Source organism: Pseudomonas sp. VI4.1 (assembly GCF_002029345.1).
Lineage (GTDB): Bacteria > Pseudomonadota > Gammaproteobacteria > Pseudomonadales > Pseudomonadaceae > Aquipseudomonas.
On the sequence record NZ_MULM01000116.1, the window covers coordinates 14,962 to 33,711 of the forward strand.

The 18,750-nt window shown below is 57.0% G+C and carries 19 protein-coding genes and 2 pseudogenes; 8 read left to right on the forward strand and 13 right to left on the reverse strand.

All coding sequences use genetic code 11. The features are described from left to right. Positions 1 to 75: 75 nt before the first annotated feature. The 3 genes and pseudogenes from BZ163_RS07190 (at position 76) to BZ163_RS07200 (ending at position 1,994) form a co-directional block, all read left to right on the forward strand. Positions 76 to 729, forward strand: a complete 654-nt coding sequence (locus BZ163_RS07190) for a hypothetical protein (RefSeq protein WP_128870357.1) — start codon at positions 76 to 78, stop codon at positions 727 to 729. Beyond that, positions 729 to 1,161, forward strand: a pseudogene (locus tag BZ163_RS07195) (phage holin family protein). Before BZ163_RS07190 ends, BZ163_RS07195 begins: the two are co-directional and overlap by 1 nt. Continuing rightward, positions 1,158 to 1,994, forward strand: a complete 837-nt coding sequence (locus BZ163_RS07200) for a DUF3618 domain-containing protein (protein WP_128870358.1) — start codon at positions 1,158 to 1,160, stop codon at positions 1,992 to 1,994. The pseudogene BZ163_RS07195 and the gene BZ163_RS07200 overlap by 4 nt, the downstream one beginning before the upstream one ends. Before the next feature lie 74 nt (positions 1,995 to 2,068). Here the strand turns inward: BZ163_RS07200 and BZ163_RS07205 are convergent, their stop codons facing one another. From BZ163_RS07205 to BZ163_RS07230, 6 genes are all read right to left on the reverse strand, one after another. After that, entirely contained in the window at positions 2,069 to 2,377 is a 309-nt protein-coding gene (locus tag BZ163_RS07205) for a GFA family protein (protein ID WP_256578962.1), read from the reverse strand. Positions 2,378 to 2,517: 140 nt separating this feature from the next. Further along, entirely contained in the window at positions 2,518 to 2,772 is a 255-nt protein-coding gene (locus BZ163_RS35460) for a DUF6555 family protein (protein ID WP_128870359.1), read from the reverse strand. A 460-nt stretch (positions 2,773 to 3,232) separates the two neighbouring features. Continuing rightward, entirely contained in the window at positions 3,233 to 3,394 is a 162-nt protein-coding gene (locus BZ163_RS34765; RefSeq protein ID WP_168187322.1) for a hypothetical protein, read from the reverse strand. After that, positions 3,352 to 3,600 carry a DUF1778 domain-containing protein gene (locus BZ163_RS07220; protein WP_228761609.1) on the reverse strand — a complete coding sequence of 83 codons (249 nt, stop codon included), beginning with the start codon at positions 3,598 to 3,600 and terminating at the stop codon, positions 3,352 to 3,354. Before BZ163_RS07220 ends, BZ163_RS34765 begins: the two co-directional genes overlap by 43 nt. Positions 3,601 to 3,614: 14 nt before the next feature. Then, the gene (locus BZ163_RS07225) at positions 3,615 to 3,992 is read right to left on the reverse strand and encodes a cupin domain-containing protein (RefSeq protein WP_168187325.1); all 378 of its coding nucleotides are present in this window, start codon (positions 3,990 to 3,992) and stop codon (positions 3,615 to 3,617) included. 28 nt (positions 3,993 to 4,020) lie between these two features. Next, positions 4,021 to 6,057: an NADH:flavin oxidoreductase gene (locus BZ163_RS07230; protein WP_128870361.1), complete on the reverse strand. Its 2,037-nt coding sequence runs from the start codon at positions 6,055 to 6,057 to the stop codon at positions 4,021 to 4,023. Positions 6,058 to 6,193: 136 nt separating this feature from the next. On the opposite strand from BZ163_RS07230, the gene BZ163_RS07235 reads away from it, so the two are divergent. The 5 genes from BZ163_RS07235 to BZ163_RS07255 all read left to right on the forward strand — a co-directional run bounded on the left by BZ163_RS07235 (position 6,194) and on the right by BZ163_RS07255 (position 10,873). Then, positions 6,194 to 6,844 carry a TetR/AcrR family transcriptional regulator gene (locus tag BZ163_RS07235; RefSeq protein WP_128870362.1) on the forward strand — a complete coding sequence of 217 codons (651 nt, stop codon included), beginning with the start codon at positions 6,194 to 6,196 and terminating at the stop codon, positions 6,842 to 6,844. A gap of 32 nt (positions 6,845 to 6,876) precedes the next feature. Next, positions 6,877 to 7,716: a pyrroline-5-carboxylate reductase gene (locus tag BZ163_RS07240; RefSeq protein WP_128870363.1), complete on the forward strand. Its 840-nt coding sequence runs from the start codon at positions 6,877 to 6,879 to the stop codon at positions 7,714 to 7,716. A gap of 41 nt (positions 7,717 to 7,757) precedes the next feature. Beyond that, on the forward strand, positions 7,758 to 8,759 hold the full coding sequence (locus tag BZ163_RS07245) for an ABC transporter substrate-binding protein (RefSeq protein ID WP_128870364.1): 1,002 nt from the start codon (positions 7,758 to 7,760) through the stop codon (positions 8,757 to 8,759). A gap of 151 nt (positions 8,760 to 8,910) precedes the next feature. Then, positions 8,911 to 9,774, forward strand: coding sequence for an ABC transporter permease (locus BZ163_RS07250; RefSeq protein WP_371916790.1), 864 nt, complete (start codon positions 8,911 to 8,913; stop codon positions 9,772 to 9,774). Beyond that, on the forward strand, positions 9,764 to 10,873 hold the full coding sequence (locus BZ163_RS07255; protein WP_128870366.1) for a glycine betaine/L-proline ABC transporter ATP-binding protein: 1,110 nt from the start codon (positions 9,764 to 9,766) through the stop codon (positions 10,871 to 10,873). The genes BZ163_RS07250 and BZ163_RS07255 overlap by 11 nt, the downstream gene beginning before the upstream one ends. A 33-nt stretch (positions 10,874 to 10,906) precedes the next feature. Here the strand turns inward: BZ163_RS07255 and BZ163_RS07260 are convergent, their stop codons facing one another. The 7 genes and pseudogenes from BZ163_RS07260 to BZ163_RS07295 form a co-directional block, all read right to left on the reverse strand. After that, complete coding sequence (locus tag BZ163_RS07260) at positions 10,907 to 11,287, reverse strand: RidA family protein (RefSeq protein WP_128870367.1); 381 nt, start codon at positions 11,285 to 11,287, stop codon at positions 10,907 to 10,909. Between the two features lie 404 nt (positions 11,288 to 11,691). Next, complete coding sequence (locus BZ163_RS07265) at positions 11,692 to 12,708, reverse strand: DMT family transporter (protein ID WP_128870368.1); 1,017 nt, start codon at positions 12,706 to 12,708, stop codon at positions 11,692 to 11,694. Continuing rightward, positions 12,709 to 13,617, reverse strand: coding sequence for a branched-chain amino acid transaminase (locus BZ163_RS07270; RefSeq protein ID WP_128870369.1), 909 nt, complete (start codon positions 13,615 to 13,617; stop codon positions 12,709 to 12,711). After that, on the reverse strand, positions 13,614 to 14,624 hold the full coding sequence (locus BZ163_RS07275; protein ID WP_128870370.1) for an Ldh family oxidoreductase: 1,011 nt from the start codon (positions 14,622 to 14,624) through the stop codon (positions 13,614 to 13,616). Before BZ163_RS07275 ends, BZ163_RS07270 begins: the two co-directional genes overlap by 4 nt. A gap of 5 nt (positions 14,625 to 14,629) precedes the next feature. After that, positions 14,630 to 15,916 carry a KamA family radical SAM protein gene (locus tag BZ163_RS07280; protein WP_128870371.1) on the reverse strand — a complete coding sequence of 429 codons (1,287 nt, stop codon included), beginning with the start codon at positions 15,914 to 15,916 and terminating at the stop codon, positions 14,630 to 14,632. A gap of 1,432 nt (positions 15,917 to 17,348) precedes the next feature. Beyond that, complete coding sequence (locus tag BZ163_RS07290) at positions 17,349 to 18,140, reverse strand: ABC transporter ATP-binding protein (protein ID WP_128870372.1); 792 nt, start codon at positions 18,138 to 18,140, stop codon at positions 17,349 to 17,351. Continuing rightward, positions 18,137 to 18,750 (reverse strand): annotated as a pseudogene (locus tag BZ163_RS07295) (FecCD family ABC transporter permease); the annotation flags it as partial. The pseudogene BZ163_RS07295 and the gene BZ163_RS07290, both read right to left, overlap by 4 nt.

An 18,750-nucleotide genomic window follows, 5' to 3' on the forward strand; every position in this document is an offset into this window, starting at 1 on the left:
TTGAAATGAGGGGGGCTGCGGGTAATTCGTGGCGGACCCTATAACGCTTTTTTTATATGGAAGGCGAGGAACGTCATGAATACTTCAGACACCAGAGCTGGCACTCAGACAGATCAGCAGGACAACACAGGGAGGCCTGAGCAAGACTTTCAACATTTGAAGGAAGACGTAACCGAGGTGCTGGGCGGCGCGAGGCAACAGGTGGATGCGCAGTTCGGGCAATACCGCGATACAGCGGCGGATCAGATCGAGGCCCTGGCCAAGGGCGCGAAGTCCGTCCTTTCCGAACTTGAAAGCAAGGACACGCTCGGCATGTCCGACTACCTCGCCGACATGGCGCACTCCATGAGCGGCCTGGCAGGAAATCTGCGCGGCAAAAGCGCCGAGCAGCTACTCCATGATGGGGCCGACCTGGCTCGCAGCAATCCGGCACTCTTCATCGCCGGCAGCATCGCGCTGGGCTTTGGCCTGTCGCGCTTTCTGAAAGCCGGCAGTGCCCCTGCCGCGACCTTTGCCGATGCCAGTGACCCGGCCACCGGCAGCTCTATGCCGCCGTCAGGCGGTTTCGGCGCCCATCGGCCTTATGAAACCTCCGTTGCATCGCGCACCGATCCGGGGGCCGGCCTGGCCACCGGCATCACGCCGGCGTCGCCGAATGAACAGGACCACCCTTCGGACTTTGCCACGACGTCGACACCGGGTTCGACAACCTTCAAAGGAGAATTGTGATGAACAGACAAGATCCGGATTTTCCAGGTTCAAGACCGCTGTCCGCTCCCGAACAGGACGCCTCGGTAGTCGGATTGTTGCGGCAATTGTCCCGTGAAGTGCCCGATCTCTTCAGCAAGGAGCTGGCGTTGGCCAAGGCCGAGTTGCAAGCCAGCCTCACCACGCTCAAGGCCGGCATTGCCGGTGTGGCGGGGGGGGGCGATTGTCCTGCTGGCGGGGTTCATCATCTTGTTGATGTCCGCCGTCTACGGCCTGAGCATGGTGATGGCGCCATGGTTGGCCGCGCTGATTGTGGGCGTCGTGGTGATGATTGTCGGGTTCGTCATGCTGCAGTCGGGGAAGAAACAATTCGAGCCGTCCCACTTCAAGCCTGAGCGCACGCTGGGCGCCTTGAATAAAGACCAGGAAGCGCTGCGGAGGAAAGTCTCATGAACCGTGAATTGGAGATTGAATCGCAAAAGAGTCCGGAAGCCATCGAGCGCGAAATCGATGCGCAGCGAGCAAGCATCGGCAATATCGTCGATGCCCTGGAAAGCAAGTTTACGCCGGGCCAGATGTTCGACCAGGCATTGGGGATGATGCAGAGCAACGGCACGACGTTCCTGACCAACCTGGGAACCAGCGTGCGTAACAACCCGGTTCCGGCTGTAATCACCTCGGTTGGATTGCTGTGGTTGATGATGAGTCAGAACCGTCCACCGACGCCACGTCCGGACTATCGAACTGGCCCAAGCGCGGCGGACAAGGCTGGGGAGTGGGTTGATGGCTTGACCGACGGTATCGACAGTGCGCGGGACCATTTGCACCACACCGCGGACTCGTTCAAAGAGGGCTATCAGACGGTCAAGGGCAAGGCGGTAAACCTGGGCGACAATCTGGGCGCTGCCACGGAAAACATCAGCCATGCGATGCATGATGCCAGTGACCGTTTGGCACGCAGTACCCAAGTGATGAGTCATCAATTGCGCCATTTGCTGCAGGAACAACCGCTGATGGTCGCCGCTGCGGGCATCGCGTTGGGTGCCATGTTGGGCGCGGCATTGCCTTCGACGGCGACGGAGCAACGTTATCTGGGCAAGACCAGTGCAGGCCTGGCCGACAAGGTCAAGCAGCAGGCTCGGGAGGGGTTCGAGGCGGTGCGCGATACGGTGACAAAAACGACGGAGCACCCGGATATGGACGTCAAGCCGGATGGGGAACCGCGCCCGGGCCCCGCGAGCGAAGCGAGTGCAGCCGACCTGTCGCGAGGATTGGGTACTTCGTGATCGGGCGAGTGACGGGAGGTCCAACGGGCCTCCCGTGTTGCTGGAACCATCGGAAAACCCTGGGGCTCACTGGTTCACAGTGAGTTCCAGACCCCGCCATCCGCGACCGGGACATCATTCAGGTCGAAGGGATTGACCCCTTCCAGGCAGCCGATGTTGAAACCGAACTCTTCCGGATTGTTGCTGAGTCGGTGATGCGTATAGGTGCCGCAGTTTTTACAAAAGTAATGCTCGGCCACATGCTTGCCGAACTGATACCTCGACAGCGCGGACTTGCCCCTGATCACCTTGAGATCTGCCCATTCCACTGCGGCGACGATTGCGCCTTTGCGTTTACAGAACGAGCAGTCGCATCGGTGTGGACTGGGAACGCCTTCAGGCAAATGGATCTCGAGGATAACGGCGCCACAATGACAACTGGCCCGGTGATGCGTGCGGATAGCGGTATTACCGATTTTCTTCAGCATCACTCTGCGCTGGTCATTGATATCGGTGACCACGGCTTGCTGCGGGTTGCTTGGGCTCATGAAATTGAAACCTCTGTCCAATCCAGTTTTGCGGATTCACGCCATTTAACCTCGGTCACTCCATACTTTTCCGCTTGGGGCTTGGAGATCATTTTAAGTGGCGGCCTACCCGGTTTAGGTATGGGTGCTATTCCGGCATCACAGCTTGCCCAATGCCATGCATCGGCATTGCGCATCGGTTTTGCCCGGATGATGAACGACTTCGACTCTCCGTGAAGCTTGTATTCGATGACGTAAAGACAGGTACTCATGAGACCCCCTCCATTTGCTCATAGAGAAAGGAGTGGCCGCGTCAAAAAAAAATTCAAAAGGTTTGCATAGACCTGATTACTGGTTGATTTGGATCAACATACTGCGAATAAGGCCAAAACTCACTCTAGCTGATAGTGGCGGATTTGCCGGTTTTCATCGACCACTGACATGTCCAGCGTCCGGCACAAAAACCTGTGGTCACCAAAGCTAAGAACGATTCGCACGAGCACAGGATGCTATTGCAGCGACGGTTCCTGGCGTATATGCAGCAGAACCTGACCGAGAAGATGTCTGTGGGGTGATATCCGTCGGTTCAGTCAGGAGAGCGGGTGCTGCCCATCTGCTCTCGAGGGGGTAGTCAGGCGGGGGGAAGCATCATCGTGATTGGAGAAAGCTGTGGGCTGCGGATGAACCCGGCTTTTTCATAAAGCGTCACCAGCCTTTCATTCAACGGGTGGACTACGAGGGCGGTTGTCCCGACTTCGCTGGCTGCTGCGATCGTTCGGATAATCGCGTCCCTGAGCAGATCGCCACGAAGGCGCTCAGCTGATGGATGTCCTTGAGTTTTTCCGGGGCGGTCAGCTCCAGCGAGGCGGCCTTTCCAGCAGTTGGCGCAGACATTCGTTACTCCTTAACGGGTTTGACTCCAGCGCTTGTTCAAACGCATCAAATTCATGGTTGGCAAGGACAAACAGGCGTTGATCCAGAATGACTTCCTCGGCTTTTTTACAAGCGGCATCCAGGATAAAGCTGGTCCGGTCGCTTCCCGAAATGGCTGCGGCGAAAGCTATACGGGTCGGTTGAGCCGGCTTTTGGCAAACCTGCATGCAGCCCTATCTCTTCAACGCCGGGTATAAATCACCATCAAAATGGCCCCATGCTCCGAACCCGCGCTGTGTGCCGCGTCCGGGGCGCGGCAACAATAGTCGCCTACCTGCAACGTGCGATCCTGATCAAAGAACGAGCCCTGCAGCACGAACAGTTGCTCAAGCTCCCCGGCATGGGTGTGGCTGGGGACATGGGCGCCGGGGTCGACTTTCATCAGCAGGGTCTTTTCCCCGCGCTCGGCGTCTTCGAACAGCGGCTTGATCCAGAAGCCTTCAGCCGCCGTCGGCTGCCAGTCATCCGTCGAAGACGAATAATAGAGCGAGCCTTCGACCGGGCCCTGGACGCCGTTTTTACCGGCAATTTTCCAGTTGGGGGTTTGATTGTCCGGCATGCCTGCTTCACCTCGATAATGGGTTCGCCTACAAATCCTTGACCAGTCGCAAGGCATCGTAGATCGCGGCGTGGGTATTGCGCGCGGCCACTGCATCGCCGATCCGAAACAGTTGGAATCGGCCTTGCGGGTTGGTCACGACCTGCTGTGGGTTGCCGACGATCAGATCCTGGTGTTCAACCACGCCAGCATTGCTGGAGGCGGGTTTCAATTCGAAATAGAGTTCGTCCAGCGGTCGGGTACCGTGGTTGATCACCACTTGATCGACCCGTCGCACCTTGCGTGCACTGCCGTAGTCGCTGTCGATGGTCGCCAGCAACTCCGCGCCTTCGCGTTCGACGGCGAGCAGGCGGAAGGTGACGGTGAAGGTGGTATCCAGGGCTTGCAGCGAGCGCATGTAGGGCACCAGGTTCATCGCCATGACTTCCGGGGCAAAGGTCCGGTCCGGGGTCATGATTTCGATTTTTGCCCCGGTCTTGGCGATGAACTCGGCGGCTTGCAGGGCGGCATGATCACCTGCGTCGTCGAACAGCAGGACGTTGCGCCCCGGTTTCACATCCCCGGAGATAATGTCCCAGGTCGAAACCACCAGCTCATTGCCGGCGCTGAGAATCTCGGTGTGGGGCAGGCCGCCGGTGGCGATGATCACCACGTCCGGATTCTCGTCGTGGATGGTGGCGGCCTCGGCCCAGGTGTTGAAGCGAAAGCTGACACCACGGGCCAGGCACTGGGTCATGCGCCACTCGACGATGCTGATCATTTCCCGCCGGCGCTCCGATTGCGCCGTGAGCCGAACCTGGCCGCCCGCCTGGTTGGCCGCTTCGAACACCACCACCTCGTGGCCGCGCTCGGCGGCCACCCGCGCCGCTTCCAGCCCGGCGACCCCGGCGCCGACTATCACGATCTTGCGTTTGCCCGGCGCCTTGGGGATGTCATGGGGCATGCTGGTTTCACGGCCGGTGGCCGGGTTGTGGATGCAATAGGCGGCACCGCCCTGATAGATCCGGTCCAGGCAATAGTTGGCACCGACGCAGGGGCGAATATCCTCTTCGCGACCCTCGATGATTTTGCGCACGATATGCGGATCGGTCATGTGCGCGCGGGTCATCCCGACCATGTCGATCTTGCCCGAGGCGATGGCATGGCGGGCCGTGGCCACGTCCGGGATCTTCGCCGCATGGAAGGTGGGGAAGTCGGTGGCGGCGCGAATCTCTCCGGCGAAGTCCAGGTGCGGCGAGTTGCGCATGCCCTGGATCGGGATCAGGTCGGTCAGGCCGGCGTCGGTGTCGATATGGCCGCGCACGACGTTGAGAAAGTCGACCATGCCGCTGTCTTTCAGGCGCCTGGAAATGTCCAGGCCATCGGCCGCGGTCAACCCGCCGGGCATTTGCTCGTCGCCGGTATAACGCACGCCGACAATGAACTCATGGCCGACTCGCTGGCGAATGGCGCTGAGGATGTCGAAGGTAAAGCGCAACCGATTGTCGATGGAGCCGCCATAGGGGGCCTCGAGGTCGTTGGTCAGCGGCGACCAGAACTGGTCCATCAGATGCCCGTAGGCTTGCAGTTCGATGCCGTCCAGGCCGGCAAACTTCATGCGCTCGGCGGCATCGGCATAGTCTTTGATGATGCGTTCCACATCCCAGTCTTCCATCTTCTTCGGGAAGGAGCGGTGGGAGGCCTCGCGCTCGAATGACGGTGAGACCACGGGCAGCCAGTCGCCCTTGTCCCAGCGCGTGCGCCGGCCCAGGTGGGTCAACTGGATCATCACCGCGGCGCCATGCTCGTGGCAGGCGTCGCTCAGGTCGCGCATCCAGCCGACCACCTCGTCCTTGTAGGCCAGGATGTTGTTGAACACCGGTGGGCTGTCGCGGGAAACCGCCGCGGACCCGGCGGTCATGGTCAAGGCCACGCCGGCCTTCGCCCGTTCCACGTGGTAGGCGCGATAGAGGTCCTTGGGCATGCCATCCACCGGGTAGGCCGGCTCATGGGCGGTGGTCATGATGCGATTTCTGAGCGTCAGGTGCTTCAACTGATAGGGCTGGAGGAGCGGATCGTTCAGCATCGTCAAGACTCTCCGGAAGAGGGCATCGGACCAGGGGTGAAATTACGTTAGGGCGAAATGTACACCTGTGTCAACAAGCTGGACACTGGTGTACATTTTACTTGCGCGACCTCGGATGAGCGACTAGGATCGAGCCATGAACGCACAAACCAAAGCAGTGGAAACCGGCTGGAGAGGGTCCCTGGAAGGGTGGCTCGACGCAGCGTATGAAAGCCTGACCGAGTGCGGTGTCGACACGGTGCGGGTGATGCCGCTGGCGAAGAAACTGGGGCTGTCGAGAACCAGTTTCTACTGGTTTTTCAAGGATCGCGAAGAGTTGCTCGGCGCCTTGATCGAACGGTGGCGGGTGAAGAACACCGGCAACCTGATCGCCCAGACCGAGTGTTATGCCGAGAGCATTGCCGAGGCGATGCTCAACGTATTCGACTGTTGGCTGAACCCGGACCTGTTCGACTCGCAGTTCGAATTTGCCATGCGCAGCTGGGCCTTGCAGTCCGCGGAAGTGGCCGAACATATCCGGGTCGCCGACATTGCCCGGCGCGAAGCATTGATCCGGATGTTCGTGCGTTTCGACTATGCATTCGAGGCCGCCGATGTGCGTGCACGCACGATTTACCTGACACAGATTGGCTACATCAGCACCAACACCCGGGAGGATGTCGGGGAGCGAATGCGCCGGATACCCGAGTACGTGAAGATATTCACTGGCCAGGAACCCCTGGAGCGCGAATTGAAACGCTTCTACTCCCGCCATGGGTATGTGATGGACGATGTGTCCCCTGACTGACCGCGACCTCAGACTGACAAAGGCAGGTTCCTATGTTCGAAGCGCCCACGATAGGCATTATCGGTGGATCGGGATGGCTTGGCCGCTCGATAGCCCTGGCGATGCTCGACAAGGCTTTTGTCCAGCCCGATGCGTTGGTGCTGTCGAACCGCAGCGCCAGCCACCCGTTCGCGAATTCCAGGTGGTCGCAGGTGCCGGTCACGCATGACAACCAGGCGCTGGTGCGACGTTGTGATGTGGTCATCCTGTCCGTGCGCCCCGAGCAGTTTGCCGACCTGCAGATTTGCGCTGAAAACCGCCTGGTGATTTCCCTGATGGCCGGCGTGCCCCTGGAAGACGTGGCGCGACGGACCGGCAGTCGGCAGGTGATACGCGCCATGCCCAATGCCGCGGCGGAAATCGGCAAGTCCTATACGCCCTGGTTGGTCACGCCGCAGGTTACCGACCAGCAGAAAACCTTTGCCCTGCGCCTGTTCGAAACCTTCGGCAGCGCCGATCAAGTCTTCAGTGAAAGCCATTTGAACTACCTGACGGCACTGGTGGGAACCGGGCCCGCTTACCCGGCGTTGCTGGCTCGCACACTGTTCGAGCATGCCGTGAACAGTGGCTTGCCGCCTGACGTTGCCCGACGCGCAGCGCATGCCGTGGTGGTCGATGCCAGTCAGTTGATCGGCAACGGACACTCGGTCGACGAACTCTTGCAGGCGCTCATCAGTTACCGCGGCGTCACGGCGGCGGGCCTTGAAGCCATGATCGCCGGCGGCTTCGATACGACCATAAAAGCAGGCCTGGAAGCGGCGACCTCGGCCGCCAGTTCCATGAATCCGTTTGCCCGTTCTGCTGACACCATAGAAGGTCCAATGACGCGGTAGTTGACCCTTCTTAACTCTGGCCGCAATCGAGGGTAGCGTTTATGAATGTAAAGTCTTTCTCGAAGACGGGACTTGCCCTGGCAATCGTCGCATGCAGTGGCTGGGTGGCAGCGTCCGAGTGTGGTGATGTGACCATCGCCAACATGAACTGGCAATCGGCGGAAGTGATGGCCAACGTCGACAAGCTGATCCTCAATGCGGGCTACGGTTGCAATGCCGACCTGGTCTCCGGGGATACCGTGCCGACCATCACCTCCATGGTCGAGAAGGGCCGGCCCGATATCGCGCCCGAAGGCTGGATCGACCTGGTGCCGGAGGTTGCCAGGACGGGTATTCAAAGCGGCAACCTGATTCAGGCGGCGAGTTCGCTGTCCGACGGCGGTTCCCAAGGGTGGTGGATTCCGAAATACATCGCCGACGCCCATCCGGACATCAAGAGTTTCGATGACGTGAAGAAGCACCCTGAACTGTTCCCGGCCCCGGACGACGGAAAAAAAGGCGCGATCTACAATGGTCCGCAAGGGTGGGGCGGTACCGTGGTCACCGCGCAGTTCTACAAGGCCTACGGCTTCGAGAAGGCCGGGTTTGTCCTGGTGGATACCGGTTCGGCGGCGGCGCTGGACGGTTCCATTGCCAAAGCCTACGAGCGCAAGGCGCCCTGGCTGGGTTTTTATTGGGCACCCACCGCCCTGTTGGGCAAGTACCCGATGGTCAAGCTGGACAATGGCCACGCAGTCGATCCAGTGGAGTGGAAGCGTTGCAACACGGTCGCCGACTGTCCTGATCCCAAACCCAATGGCTGGCCGATCGACCGGGTCTTCACCTTGACCACCAAGTCCTTCGCCGCGCGCTCGCCGACGGTCATGGCGTACCTGAACAAGCGCGCCTGGTCCAACGAGACGGTGAACAAACTGATTGCCTGGATGAGCGATAACCAGGCCACCGGCGAGGAAGGCGCCAAGTACTTTTTGAAAAACAACGAAGCGCTCTGGAGCCAGTGGGTCACCCCTGAAGCGAGCGGCAAGATCAAGGCTGCGCTTTAATCCGGCGGGTCAATGCAGCCCGTTGCGACAGGCTGCACCGACCCTGCGCAGACCCCAATAAAAACACCCATGTATTGAAATGACCTGCCAGCGTTCTTACGGTCTTCTACGAAAGGGGAATGTGATGGAATGGTTGACCAGCTTTCCACATATGGAGGACGAAAGACTCCGGGCTTTGAAAAAGGCCATCGACGGAGCCTTTCGCAACTTCACCAGCACCTACGGCGACAGCTTCGAAGCCTTTTTCCAGCCGTTGCAGGTTTTCCTCAACCAGTCCGAAAGGTTCATGACCACGACACCCTGGCCGATCATCATCGTGCTGGTCGCCTTGATTGCCTGGTTCGCCAGTCGCAGCTGGAAAATCGTCCTGGGTTGCGTGTTCACCCTGATGGCGATCGGGTACCTGGACATGTGGAGCGACACGATGAAGACGTTGTCGATGATCTTCGTCTGCACCGTCATTTCCATCGTCATCGGCTTGCCGACCGGCATTGCCATGGCACGCTCCAATCGCCTGCGCAACCTGGTCAGTCCGGTGCTGGACGTGATGCAGACCCTGCCGAGTTTTGTCTACCTGATTCCGGTGGTGATGTTGCTGGGCATCGGCAAGGTCGCGGGGCTGATTGCGGTGGTGGTGTACGCCTTGCCACCGATGATCCGCCTGACCAATCTCGGTATCCGCCACGTCGATGCCGAAATGCTGGAGTGCGCCGATGCCTTCGGTTCGTCCAGTTGGCAGAAACTGAAAAACGTCCAGTTGCCATTGGCGTTGCCATCGATCATGGCCGGCATCAACCAGACCATCATGATGGCCCTGGCGATGGTGGTCATTGCCTCGATGATCGGGGTCCAGGGGTTGGGGCAACCGGTGCTCAAGGCCATTTCCAACCAGTACTTCACCCTGGGCATGTTCAACGGCCTGGCCATCGTCGGCATCGCGGTGATCTTCGACCGGGTCAGCCAGGCCTACGGCAGACGACTGCAAAAGCATCTGGAGGTGGTCCATGGCCACTGATCAGTCGAATGATTTCGGCATCGAAATCAGGCATCTGTACAAGATCTTCGGTTACCGGGCGCACGCCAGTATCGAGCGGGTCAAACAGGGCATGAGCAAGACCGAGCTGCTGAGCAAGCACAGTCATGTCCTGGGGCTGAAGGACATCAACATCAGCATGCCGTCCGGCGGCATCCAGGTGATCATGGGGCTGTCCGGTTCGGGCAAATCGACCTTGATCCGCCATATCAACCGCTTGATCGACCCCACGGCCGGTGAAGTCCTGGTCGGCGGCGTGGATGTGCTCAAGATGAGCCAGAGCGACCTGCGTGAATTTCGTCGCCACAGAATTTCCATGGTGTTCCAGAAGTTCGCGCTGTTGCCGAACCGGACTGTGCTCGACAACGCGGTCTATGGCCTGGAGATCCAGGGATTGTCCCGTGGCCGGCAAGTGGAAATAGCCACGGGCTGGCTGGATCGGGTCGGGCTCAAGGGCTACGAGCGTCATTATCCCAATCAGCTGTCGGGCGGCATGCAGCAGCGCGTCGGCCTGGCCCGGGCACTGGCCAGCGACGCGCCGATCCTGCTGATGGATGAAGCCTTCTCGGCCCTGGATCCGCTGATCCGCATGGACATGCAATCGGTGCTGCTGGACCTGCAAAAGGAGATCAGGAAGACCATCGTGTTCATTACCCATGATCTCGATGAAGCGCTGCGCATTGGCGATCGCATCGCCATCCTGCGTGACGGTGAGGTGGTGCAACAGGGCACCCGACAAGAGATCGTGATGAACCCCGCCGACGATTACATCGCCAACTTCGTCAAGGAAGTGAACCGCGGGCGGGTGATCAGCGTCGAGGCCATCATGCGGCCGTTTGTCGGGGTAAAGCCCGGCGCAACACTGGCAGTCGCCATGGGCACGTCCCTGGAGTCGGCCGTCCAGCGCCTGGTTGAAGCGGGGCTCGATGAGCTGGTGGTCACCGATGGACGGGGGCAGCCTGTGGGGCAGTTGGCGCTGAAGTCGATTATCGCGACCATGGTCACCTCGACGGTGAGCGAGGCGTCGCCGGTGGTGCAGTCTAGAGCCGTGCCGGAAGCGACACGGCTCACAGAGGACTGATTATTGGCGCAACGCAAAACAGTCCGTGCGCGGTCAGCCCTTGGCTGCCATCGCGGTGACTTCCACTCGCATGCCTTCCACCGCCAAAGCGGCCACGCCAACAGCGGCGCGCACCGGCCAGGGCTTGGCGAAGAAGCGCTGGTAAACCTCGTTGAAGGCCGCGCGGTCGGCCATGTCGGTGAGGTAGATGGTCAGGTGCAAGACCCGGTCCATGGAACTGCCGGCGCGCTCCAGCGCGATCTTCAGTGCCTGCAGGGTGCACTCGCTTTGCTCGACGATGCCGCCGAGTTCGAGGCTGCCGTCGGCACGGGTAGGGATCTGGGTGGAGACCAGGAGGCCACCGAAACCGGCGACGTCGGAGGAGATGGATTCCGCGTCGGGATCGGGTACGAAAGTGATGTCTTGGTTTGCCATGGGGAGCTCTTGTCGAGGGGTGATGAGGTGGCGGCCTTGCGCCTTTGGGCAGGGCGAAGGCCGTTGATTCTACATCGACCTCGTAACCGTAAACATCATGCTGCGCGTATCGCCTGACCCGACGGGTATTTTGTAGATCGTGCCTATATCCGTTACTGCCGTCGACTCAGGGTTTCGCGCTTACGGCGGGTCACCTGGAAAACCGGAATGCCACCCGACCCCAAGTAACCAAAGGTTCTTGCCCCTGTCGGTCGGTACCCCACCTGTTTGATCTCGCTCGGGGCGATGCCTTCGCGCAGTTTGTCCACGGCTCAGCTGATGATTGGCGACTCAGAAATCAGTACTGCACACGTATAATCAGCGTCCGGATTGCGTGGGACGTCGTAGAAGTTGGTGCGGGAAGATTATTTTTTAATGTGTGGTGGTAATGAATTAATTTTTCTAGGTTTTTGATGGTCCGTTATAGATATGACCTCGGCGAAACTGTGTCGTAATTTATATCTGGCGATCATAACCTGCGCAGTGATTATACCAGCCAGCATAATCAGGCCTCCCGTTACTTGGATGGCTGTCAGACGCTCACCGAGTAACAAGGATGCGAAAGCGGCAGCAAAAAGTATCTCGAGCGTCGCCATTTGACTCATCGTCGACGAAGGCAAGTAACGCTGCGCCGACACCCCCATAAAATAGGCGGCAACGGTAGACACTACGGCGAGCCAGGCAATCATTGCCCACAACGGTATATCTGAACCTCCAAGTCGAGCCGTTTCAACCAATGCATTACGCCAGGGGAATTCGTGTGGCGGGGCGAGGATGCCAAGAGCAATTGCGCCGATTGTCGCTCCCAAAGCAGATAAGGCAATGGGGTCACGAGTGAGAAGCCCTCGTTCAGTGAGCAAGAAGCGTGCGGCCAACGCGACCGCCGTTCCTACACCTGCAATGACTCCAAGCACATCGAAACTAAACGCTGCCCACACTTCACCTACTAAAGCCAAGCCTGAGAGGACCGCGACGCATCCTAGCCAAATCGCAGGAGGAAGCGGTGCCCTGCGCACCAGCATTATCCAAAGCACAATCATTACTGGTGCTAAATACTCAAGCAGCAGAGCGATGCCAACAGGCAGCCTGGATACTGCGACCGTGTACAAACTTTGGTTCATGCAGAAGGCAAGCACGCCAAAGCCAACAATCAGTGGCCACTCGGAGACTTTCACCAGTAAGTGCCTGGGATTTCTGGACAAGGCCACCAGAAGCATGATCAGCGCAGCAAGGGTCATGCGCGCCTGCGTGATCTGCAGTGCAGAGAGTCCTGATGTGGACAGGGCCTTGGTCACAGGACCCGCAGTGGCAAAGCAAACGGCTGATAGGACGGCTAACAGAAACCCGATCAATATTGGGCGTTCAAACGGAGCATTAGCCATTTAGAACATCACCTCAGCCCATGCCTCACGGCATGAAAGGCTGCCTTCGATAGCAAGATCAAACCTCGCTCGAATCTCTAGAAAAATCGCATTGGTCTTATCGAGAATTTGACCATCGAGGGTGCCGACGCTGACCCACTCAATAGCTGTACCAGCAAGCATTATCTCGGATGCGGATCGTAACTCGGCGGGTGCGATAGGTCGTTCTATAACAGTTAACCCCATGTCTTGGGCTATAGTAATAATTGAGTCTCGGGTTATCCCAGCGAGGATGCCTTCGGAGAGCGGTGGGGTTACTAGCTCACCGCCCATTACCATAAAAACATTTGCCGCCGAAGCCTCAGCGACTCGTCCGGCAGCGTTCAACATAATGGCTTCCTGATCTCCACCGCGAATAGCATCGAGGCGAGCAAGCGAGGCGTTGATGTAACCACCGGTAGATTTGATACTCGGAGGAAGCGCGTTAGGGCTCGAACGAGTCCAGGCACTGGTTCTGACGCGAATACGTTTGCTGGAGTTTCCAAGATAAGAGCTCCATGCCCAACACCCAATCGCCACTCGGACATCCTCCAGTTGCGCAGCAACAGACATCGAGCCCTCTCGAAGAAAAACAATCGGCCTGATATAGCCAGCCGTCAACCCGCTACGGGACACCACCTGTTTGCATGCGTTGACAAGCTCAGCGTCAGTAAAAGGAATGTTCATCCCTAGGGCTTTAGCCGACCGTCGTAAACGCTCAATGTGCGCGGTCAGACGAAACGCCGCAGGACCGTTCGGTGTTTTATAGAATCGAATGCCTTCATACACCCCCCAACCGTAATGAAGGCTCGGCGTCATAATGTGAACACAGGCAGCGTTTGCTTCTACAACGGTGCCATCAATCCATACCGGGAAAGCCAATGCGTTCATACCCGCTCCTTTAAAATTGCATAGGTCATTGAGTCCAGCTCCAGACCACTGAGTAGCTGCCGTGCTTTATGAGCGCGTTGAGCGTCGCCCGGAATGATGACTGGGTGATAAGGGTCAGATGGCGCGCTGGTTCGAACGGCCATCACAAGCGACTCACAAGCGACTGATGCCGCCTGTACCCCACCGAATACGTCCGGGTTGATTGCCAGAAAGAAATGGCAAACACCACGACTCTTGCCGTCTGTACTTACGTTCATGTGTTCCATCTCCCAGTCAAGCGGCCCGCCCATCAGAATCGAGGTGAGAAGCGTCACGCTCATTGCGAGTCCTTGGCCTTTGTAACCACCAAGTGGACACAAAGCATGCATCGCGCTCGCGTCGGAAATGGATCGGCCCACTTCATCGACCGCCCATCCGGGCTCAAGAGCTGTCCCGGTACGAGTGCGCTCTTTTATTTCCGAGTAGCAGACCTGACTCGTTGCCATGTCCAGGCAAAAGTCATCGCCAAATGCGACAGAAATCGGATTGGTGCCAAACAAAGGCTCTCTCCCCCCAAAACATGCAACTCTTGCTGCTGCTGACGTTGTGGATATACCAATAAAACCGGCTTTTGCTATTTTTCGACAGTAGGCGCCAGCTGCACCAAAATGGTTTGAATTTCTAACACCAACTGCTGCGATTCCAAAAACATGCGCACGCTCGACAGCCAATCTGGTCGCCCGAAGTCCTGCGCTCACGCCCAATGCTCCATCTGCGTCCATAAAAACGACAGGGCCTGTATCATTGATGATCGAGAACTCGGGAAACGTTTTGGACACGCCGCGGTTAATTTCGTCTAGATAAGTTGCCAGAAGTCGCAGTCCATGCGTTTTTACTCCCAATAAAGAAGTTTCAAGCAGAATCTCCACGATGGCTTGGGCCTCAGATGAGGGAACGCCATGATCCGTCAATGCTAGGGTCGAAGCTTTTCTAGCCCATTCGACATTGACAATATATTTTTTATCCATGTTTATTACTCTTTTTTGAAAAATACTTCATCGTGTAAGCCGAGAGGTGAAAGTTCATCCCACCATTGAGCATTTGGATTGTATTTAGCAAAAAAAGGCTTTCCGACAAGTTCTGAATTGCGGGCCTGGAGAAATCGAAGTGCCAAAGCCTTCCCCTGTGGTAGATGAGCTACTCCATCAATGACGACTTTTCCTGGGGTGGCGGACATAACAGGGCCTCTTGCTGTTCTAGCAAGTCCAGAAACTTGGCGAATTGCATGAGTGTAAATTTCATGGGCTCGTACAAGCGGAAGTCCAAAATAGTGATGTGCTCCTGTGTCTCGCTCTACAAACATGTAGTAAGGATGGATGCCAGCATTGATTTGCTCAGTCCACATGTTTGACCAGATTTCTGGACTGTCATTAACATGCCTTACCACTGGTGCTTGCGAGCGTAACTGGGCGCCGGTCGATTGAAGGCGGCGAATTGCGATTCGGGTAATTTCAGGTTCAATTTCTCTCGGATGTGAGAAGTGGAGCATATAAGCAAGTTGCTTTCCACTCAGGACGACTTCCTCGGAAAGACGCAGTAACTCATCAGCGTCTGCCCCCATCGCAACCCGTGCCGGATGAAAGGACAGCGCTTTTGTACCAATTCTTATGGTTCTTATATGGCTAAGTTCCGGTGACAATAGTGCCTTGACGTAGGCTGCGAGCTTTCCAGTTTTCATTACCAGTGGGTCTCCTCCAGTTAACAATACATCGCTAACCGTAGAATGATTTCTCAAGTATGAGACCATTGATTCTGGTGAGTCGACTGCAATTTTCAGATCCGTATCGCCTACGAACTGAGCCCATCGAAAGCAATAAGAACAGTACGAGTGGCACGTTTGTCCTTGTTTTGGAAATACAAGAACTGTTTCTGCATATTTATGCTGCAGACCACCTTGCGCCAACGGCACGTTCATCTCAAGCTGTCCTCCCGGGTGTGGATTTAGACGGCCACGAATGTCTGTTATTGCTTGCTTTAAGAGTTCAGGATCATTAATGGATTTTTCGATAAGCGAAAAATCTTGAGGCAAAAGCATGTTCCGATGTGGAAAAATCAATCGATACATGGGATCGTCTGGCACATTGGACCAATCAATAAGATGTTCTACAACGTGGCCGCTGACTTTAAAGGGAAGCACTCGACTAACCACGTCTACATCGTAAGCTAAATCGTGATCATTGGTTCTATCAAGTATCAGCTTGCTTAGCTTGTTCCCTGAAAAGGTGTTGGTCGGGATTTCCTTAATCGCGAGCAGATCCATATTAGGATATCCAGTAACGAATGAGATGGCGTTTCTTGTCTGAGTATTCAGCACGTGAATGTAACATGCGTTGATTGTTCCAAATCAATAACCCATCATCGGGGATTAATATCGAAGTGCGTTTTTCGTCAAATAATCGAGTGATATTATGAGCCAGAGAGACCCCCGCCACGCCCAAGGGGAGTCTATCGTCGTCTACCGCTTTATTCACTATTGGATCGTATTCACCACAGGTCAGCAGATTGTAACTGAACCTCAAAATGCTGAGGCTTTTTATCAGCATTGGAGTTTTAATCCCGCCTTCAGGGCCAGGAAAAAAATAGATTCAGACTCCAGAATCTTGACTTCGTTAGCGTTGAGGTCGGAAATTATATCTTCGTAATCTAAAAGATTTGTGTGCCCTCCACCACAGAGTGCCTGCCGTTTACAATAAAGTGCTAAAAATTTTGGACTAGGACTCCACCCGGGAGCTTCAGTATGGGCACGTATCATATTTATGCTTTGCGAATACGCCTTGTCGTCGAAGCCAGGCTTGTAGGTGACATCGTGTTCGATAGAACCATTGTATTGTTTATAAACAACCCAGTGACTGCATAAGCGAGATCGCTTTGCTCTGCCCACCCAGCCCCACGACTAAACAATACCCAGAGTCATCTAACCGTCGCGTTACGCCTTCGTGACGACCGTTCTGTTTCAATTTAAATTCAGAAAATTCAACAATATCCAACAATATCCATTTGATGTCCTGATTGTTTGGTATTAGGAGCGTCTGCTAGTGATTGGCTTTAGATTGTCGTGATGCCCATCGATAAGCTCACTGAAGCTAAGTATTCGTCTCGGTGATGTGTCATTTTTTTCCAAGCGCTGGCACCACAAACCTAGTGCGAGGCGAGTCAGTTCGTCAAGAGTTTATGAAATTATCAGAAACGACCTGCAGAGTTGAAGTTTGGTTCCTAAATAAATGTAATACTTATCCTGAAGGTTTGTAAGAATTGTCCTGTGGTTCGACTATATTTGTTTGTTATTAACTAGTGCTACCACATTGCGTGATATTTAAATGGTGTTTTTTTTCCATGCAATTGACAGACTTGGCCTCTCGATACTGGGTGTGGGTAATTATCGAAATAAGGCTGGGAGAGACCTCGGTGCTCATGCAAGGTGAACCAGCTTGGCTGGATATCGTAATCGTGTGTTGGGCAGCATATGGCTCTAACAGCTTGGGATCATGCGCGTCGATCCGACTGATGCAGACTGGCACGTGGGTGGTTTATTACAGTTGGACAACCCCCATTCAACCTGGAAATGATGGCGAGCTCTCTACGGACCAGCATCATCAGCCGCAGTAATACTGAATCGCGATAGAAGCGGCGGTATCACTGGGAGAAGTCGAGTGCCTATGCCCGCCCTTGAATGGCGAGCATCGCCGACAAGGTCAAACAGAACGAAACCGCAAAACCCGCGCACCGTCGACAGGGTCGATCAGGTAATGCGCGTGCACGCCAAATGTCTCCTGCAAGCGCTGCGGGGTCAGCACCTCCAGCGGCTTGCCGAGGGCCACCAGTCGCCCTCGTTCCAGTACTGCCAGGCGATCACAAGTGAGTGCCTGGTTCAGGTCATGCAGGGCGATCAATGTCGTCACCGGCAGCGCTTGCACCACGTTCAGGATGGCGAGCTGGTGCTGGATATCCAGGTGGTTGGTCGGTTCGTCCAGCAACAGAATCTGCGGGCGTTGGGCCAGGGCGCGAGCGATGTGCACACGCTGGCGTTCACCGCCGGACAGGCTGTGCCAGGTGCGGTTTGTCAGGTGTGCCGCATCGACGTCGCACAGCGCCTGCTGGACGATGGCAGCGTCCTCGTGCGACCACGGACTCAAGGCCGACAGCCACGGCGTCCGGCCCAGGGCGACGGCATCAAACACGTTGATGGCATCCAGCGTGTCGGCCTGTTGCTCGACCACCGCCAGGGTTTGCGCAACGGTTCGCCGCGCCAGCGTCTTGAGGCGCTGGCCGTTGAGGTGGATGTCGCCCCGGCTCGGCACACGCACGCCGGCCAGCAGTTTGAGCAGCGTGGATTTCCCCGAACCGTTGGGCCCGACGATGCCCAGGGTTTCGCCTCGGCGGATGTCCAGGTGGATATCGTGCAGCAACTCGGCGTCGCGGACCTGGAAGCCGAGGCTGGAACAGCTCAGCACACAATCGCCGATAACAGGGGTGGCGGCATTCATCGGGCATTCCTCCTGCCGATCAGGATCAACGCGAACACCGGCGCGCGACCAATGCCGTGATGACCCCGACCGGGATCACCTGGCCTTTGATCAATGTCCGGGACAGGACATCGGCGGCGATCAGAAACAGTGCGCCACCCAGCGCACTGGCCGGCAGCAGGCGCGCATGCCGGGTGCCCAGCAGCAGTCGCACGGCATGGGGAATGACCAGCCCGACGAACCCGATGGAGCCGACAATCGAGACCATCACTGCCGTTACCAATGCGGCGCAGCTGATCAGCAGCAATTGCACGCGGCGTACCGGGATGCCGAGCGAGGCGGCCGAGTCGGCGCCAAAGGTGAAGGCGTCCAGCGCCCGCCGATGCCACAGGCACACGACAAGGCCCGCCACTGCTACCGGGACGGCCAGCCACACCGACGGCCAGCGCACCCCGCTGAGGTTGCCGAGCAACCAGAACATGATGCCCCGGGCCTGTTCGGAGCTGGCCGACCGGGTGATCAGGAACGCCGTGAGCGCATTGAATAGCTGCGAACCGGCAATCCCCGCGAGAATGATCTGCGAGGTGCCGCCGGGCGAGCCGCTGGCACGGGCCAACAGCACCACCACGGC

Coding starts and splice junctions, on each gene's coding strand:
- BZ163_RS35460 (WP_128870359.1), bottom strand. CDS start 2,772: ATGAGTACCTGTCTTTACGTCATCGAATACAAGCTTCACGGAGAGTCG.
- BZ163_RS07265 (WP_128870368.1), bottom strand. CDS start 12,708: ATGGCTAATGCTCCGTTTGAACGCCCAATATTGATCGGGTTTCTGTTA.
- BZ163_RS07230 (WP_128870361.1), bottom strand. CDS start 6,057: ATGCTGAACGATCCGCTCCTCCAGCCCTATCAGTTGAAGCACCTGACG.
- BZ163_RS07240 (WP_128870363.1), top strand. CDS start 6,877: ATGTTCGAAGCGCCCACGATAGGCATTATCGGTGGATCGGGATGGCTT.
- BZ163_RS07250 (WP_371916790.1), top strand. CDS start 8,911: ATGGAGGACGAAAGACTCCGGGCTTTGAAAAAGGCCATCGACGGAGCC.
- BZ163_RS07280 (WP_128870371.1), bottom strand. CDS start 15,916: ATGGATCTGCTCGCGATTAAGGAAATCCCGACCAACACCTTTTCAGGG.
- BZ163_RS07255 (WP_128870366.1), top strand. CDS start 9,764: ATGGCCACTGATCAGTCGAATGATTTCGGCATCGAAATCAGGCATCTG.
- BZ163_RS07275 (WP_128870370.1), bottom strand. CDS start 14,624: ATGGATAAAAAATATATTGTCAATGTCGAATGGGCTAGAAAAGCTTCG.
- BZ163_RS07260 (WP_128870367.1), bottom strand. CDS start 11,287: ATGGCAAACCAAGACATCACTTTCGTACCCGATCCCGACGCGGAATCC.
- BZ163_RS07190 (WP_128870357.1), top strand. CDS start 76: ATGAATACTTCAGACACCAGAGCTGGCACTCAGACAGATCAGCAGGAC.
- BZ163_RS07220 (WP_228761609.1), bottom strand. CDS start 3,600: ATGCAGGTTTGCCAAAAGCCGGCTCAACCGACCCGTATAGCTTTCGCC.
- BZ163_RS07270 (WP_128870369.1), bottom strand. CDS start 13,617: ATGAACGCATTGGCTTTCCCGGTATGGATTGATGGCACCGTTGTAGAA.
- BZ163_RS34765 (WP_168187322.1), bottom strand. CDS start 3,394: ATGTCTGCGCCAACTGCTGGAAAGGCCGCCTCGCTGGAGCTGACCGCC.
- BZ163_RS07235 (WP_128870362.1), top strand. CDS start 6,194: ATGAACGCACAAACCAAAGCAGTGGAAACCGGCTGGAGAGGGTCCCTG.
- BZ163_RS07200 (WP_128870358.1), top strand. CDS start 1,158: ATGAACCGTGAATTGGAGATTGAATCGCAAAAGAGTCCGGAAGCCATC.
- BZ163_RS07245 (WP_128870364.1), top strand. CDS start 7,758: ATGAATGTAAAGTCTTTCTCGAAGACGGGACTTGCCCTGGCAATCGTC.
- BZ163_RS07225 (WP_168187325.1), bottom strand. CDS start 3,992: ATGCCGGACAATCAAACCCCCAACTGGAAAATTGCCGGTAAAAACGGC.
- BZ163_RS07290 (WP_128870372.1), bottom strand. CDS start 18,140: ATGAATGCCGCCACCCCTGTTATCGGCGATTGTGTGCTGAGCTGTTCC.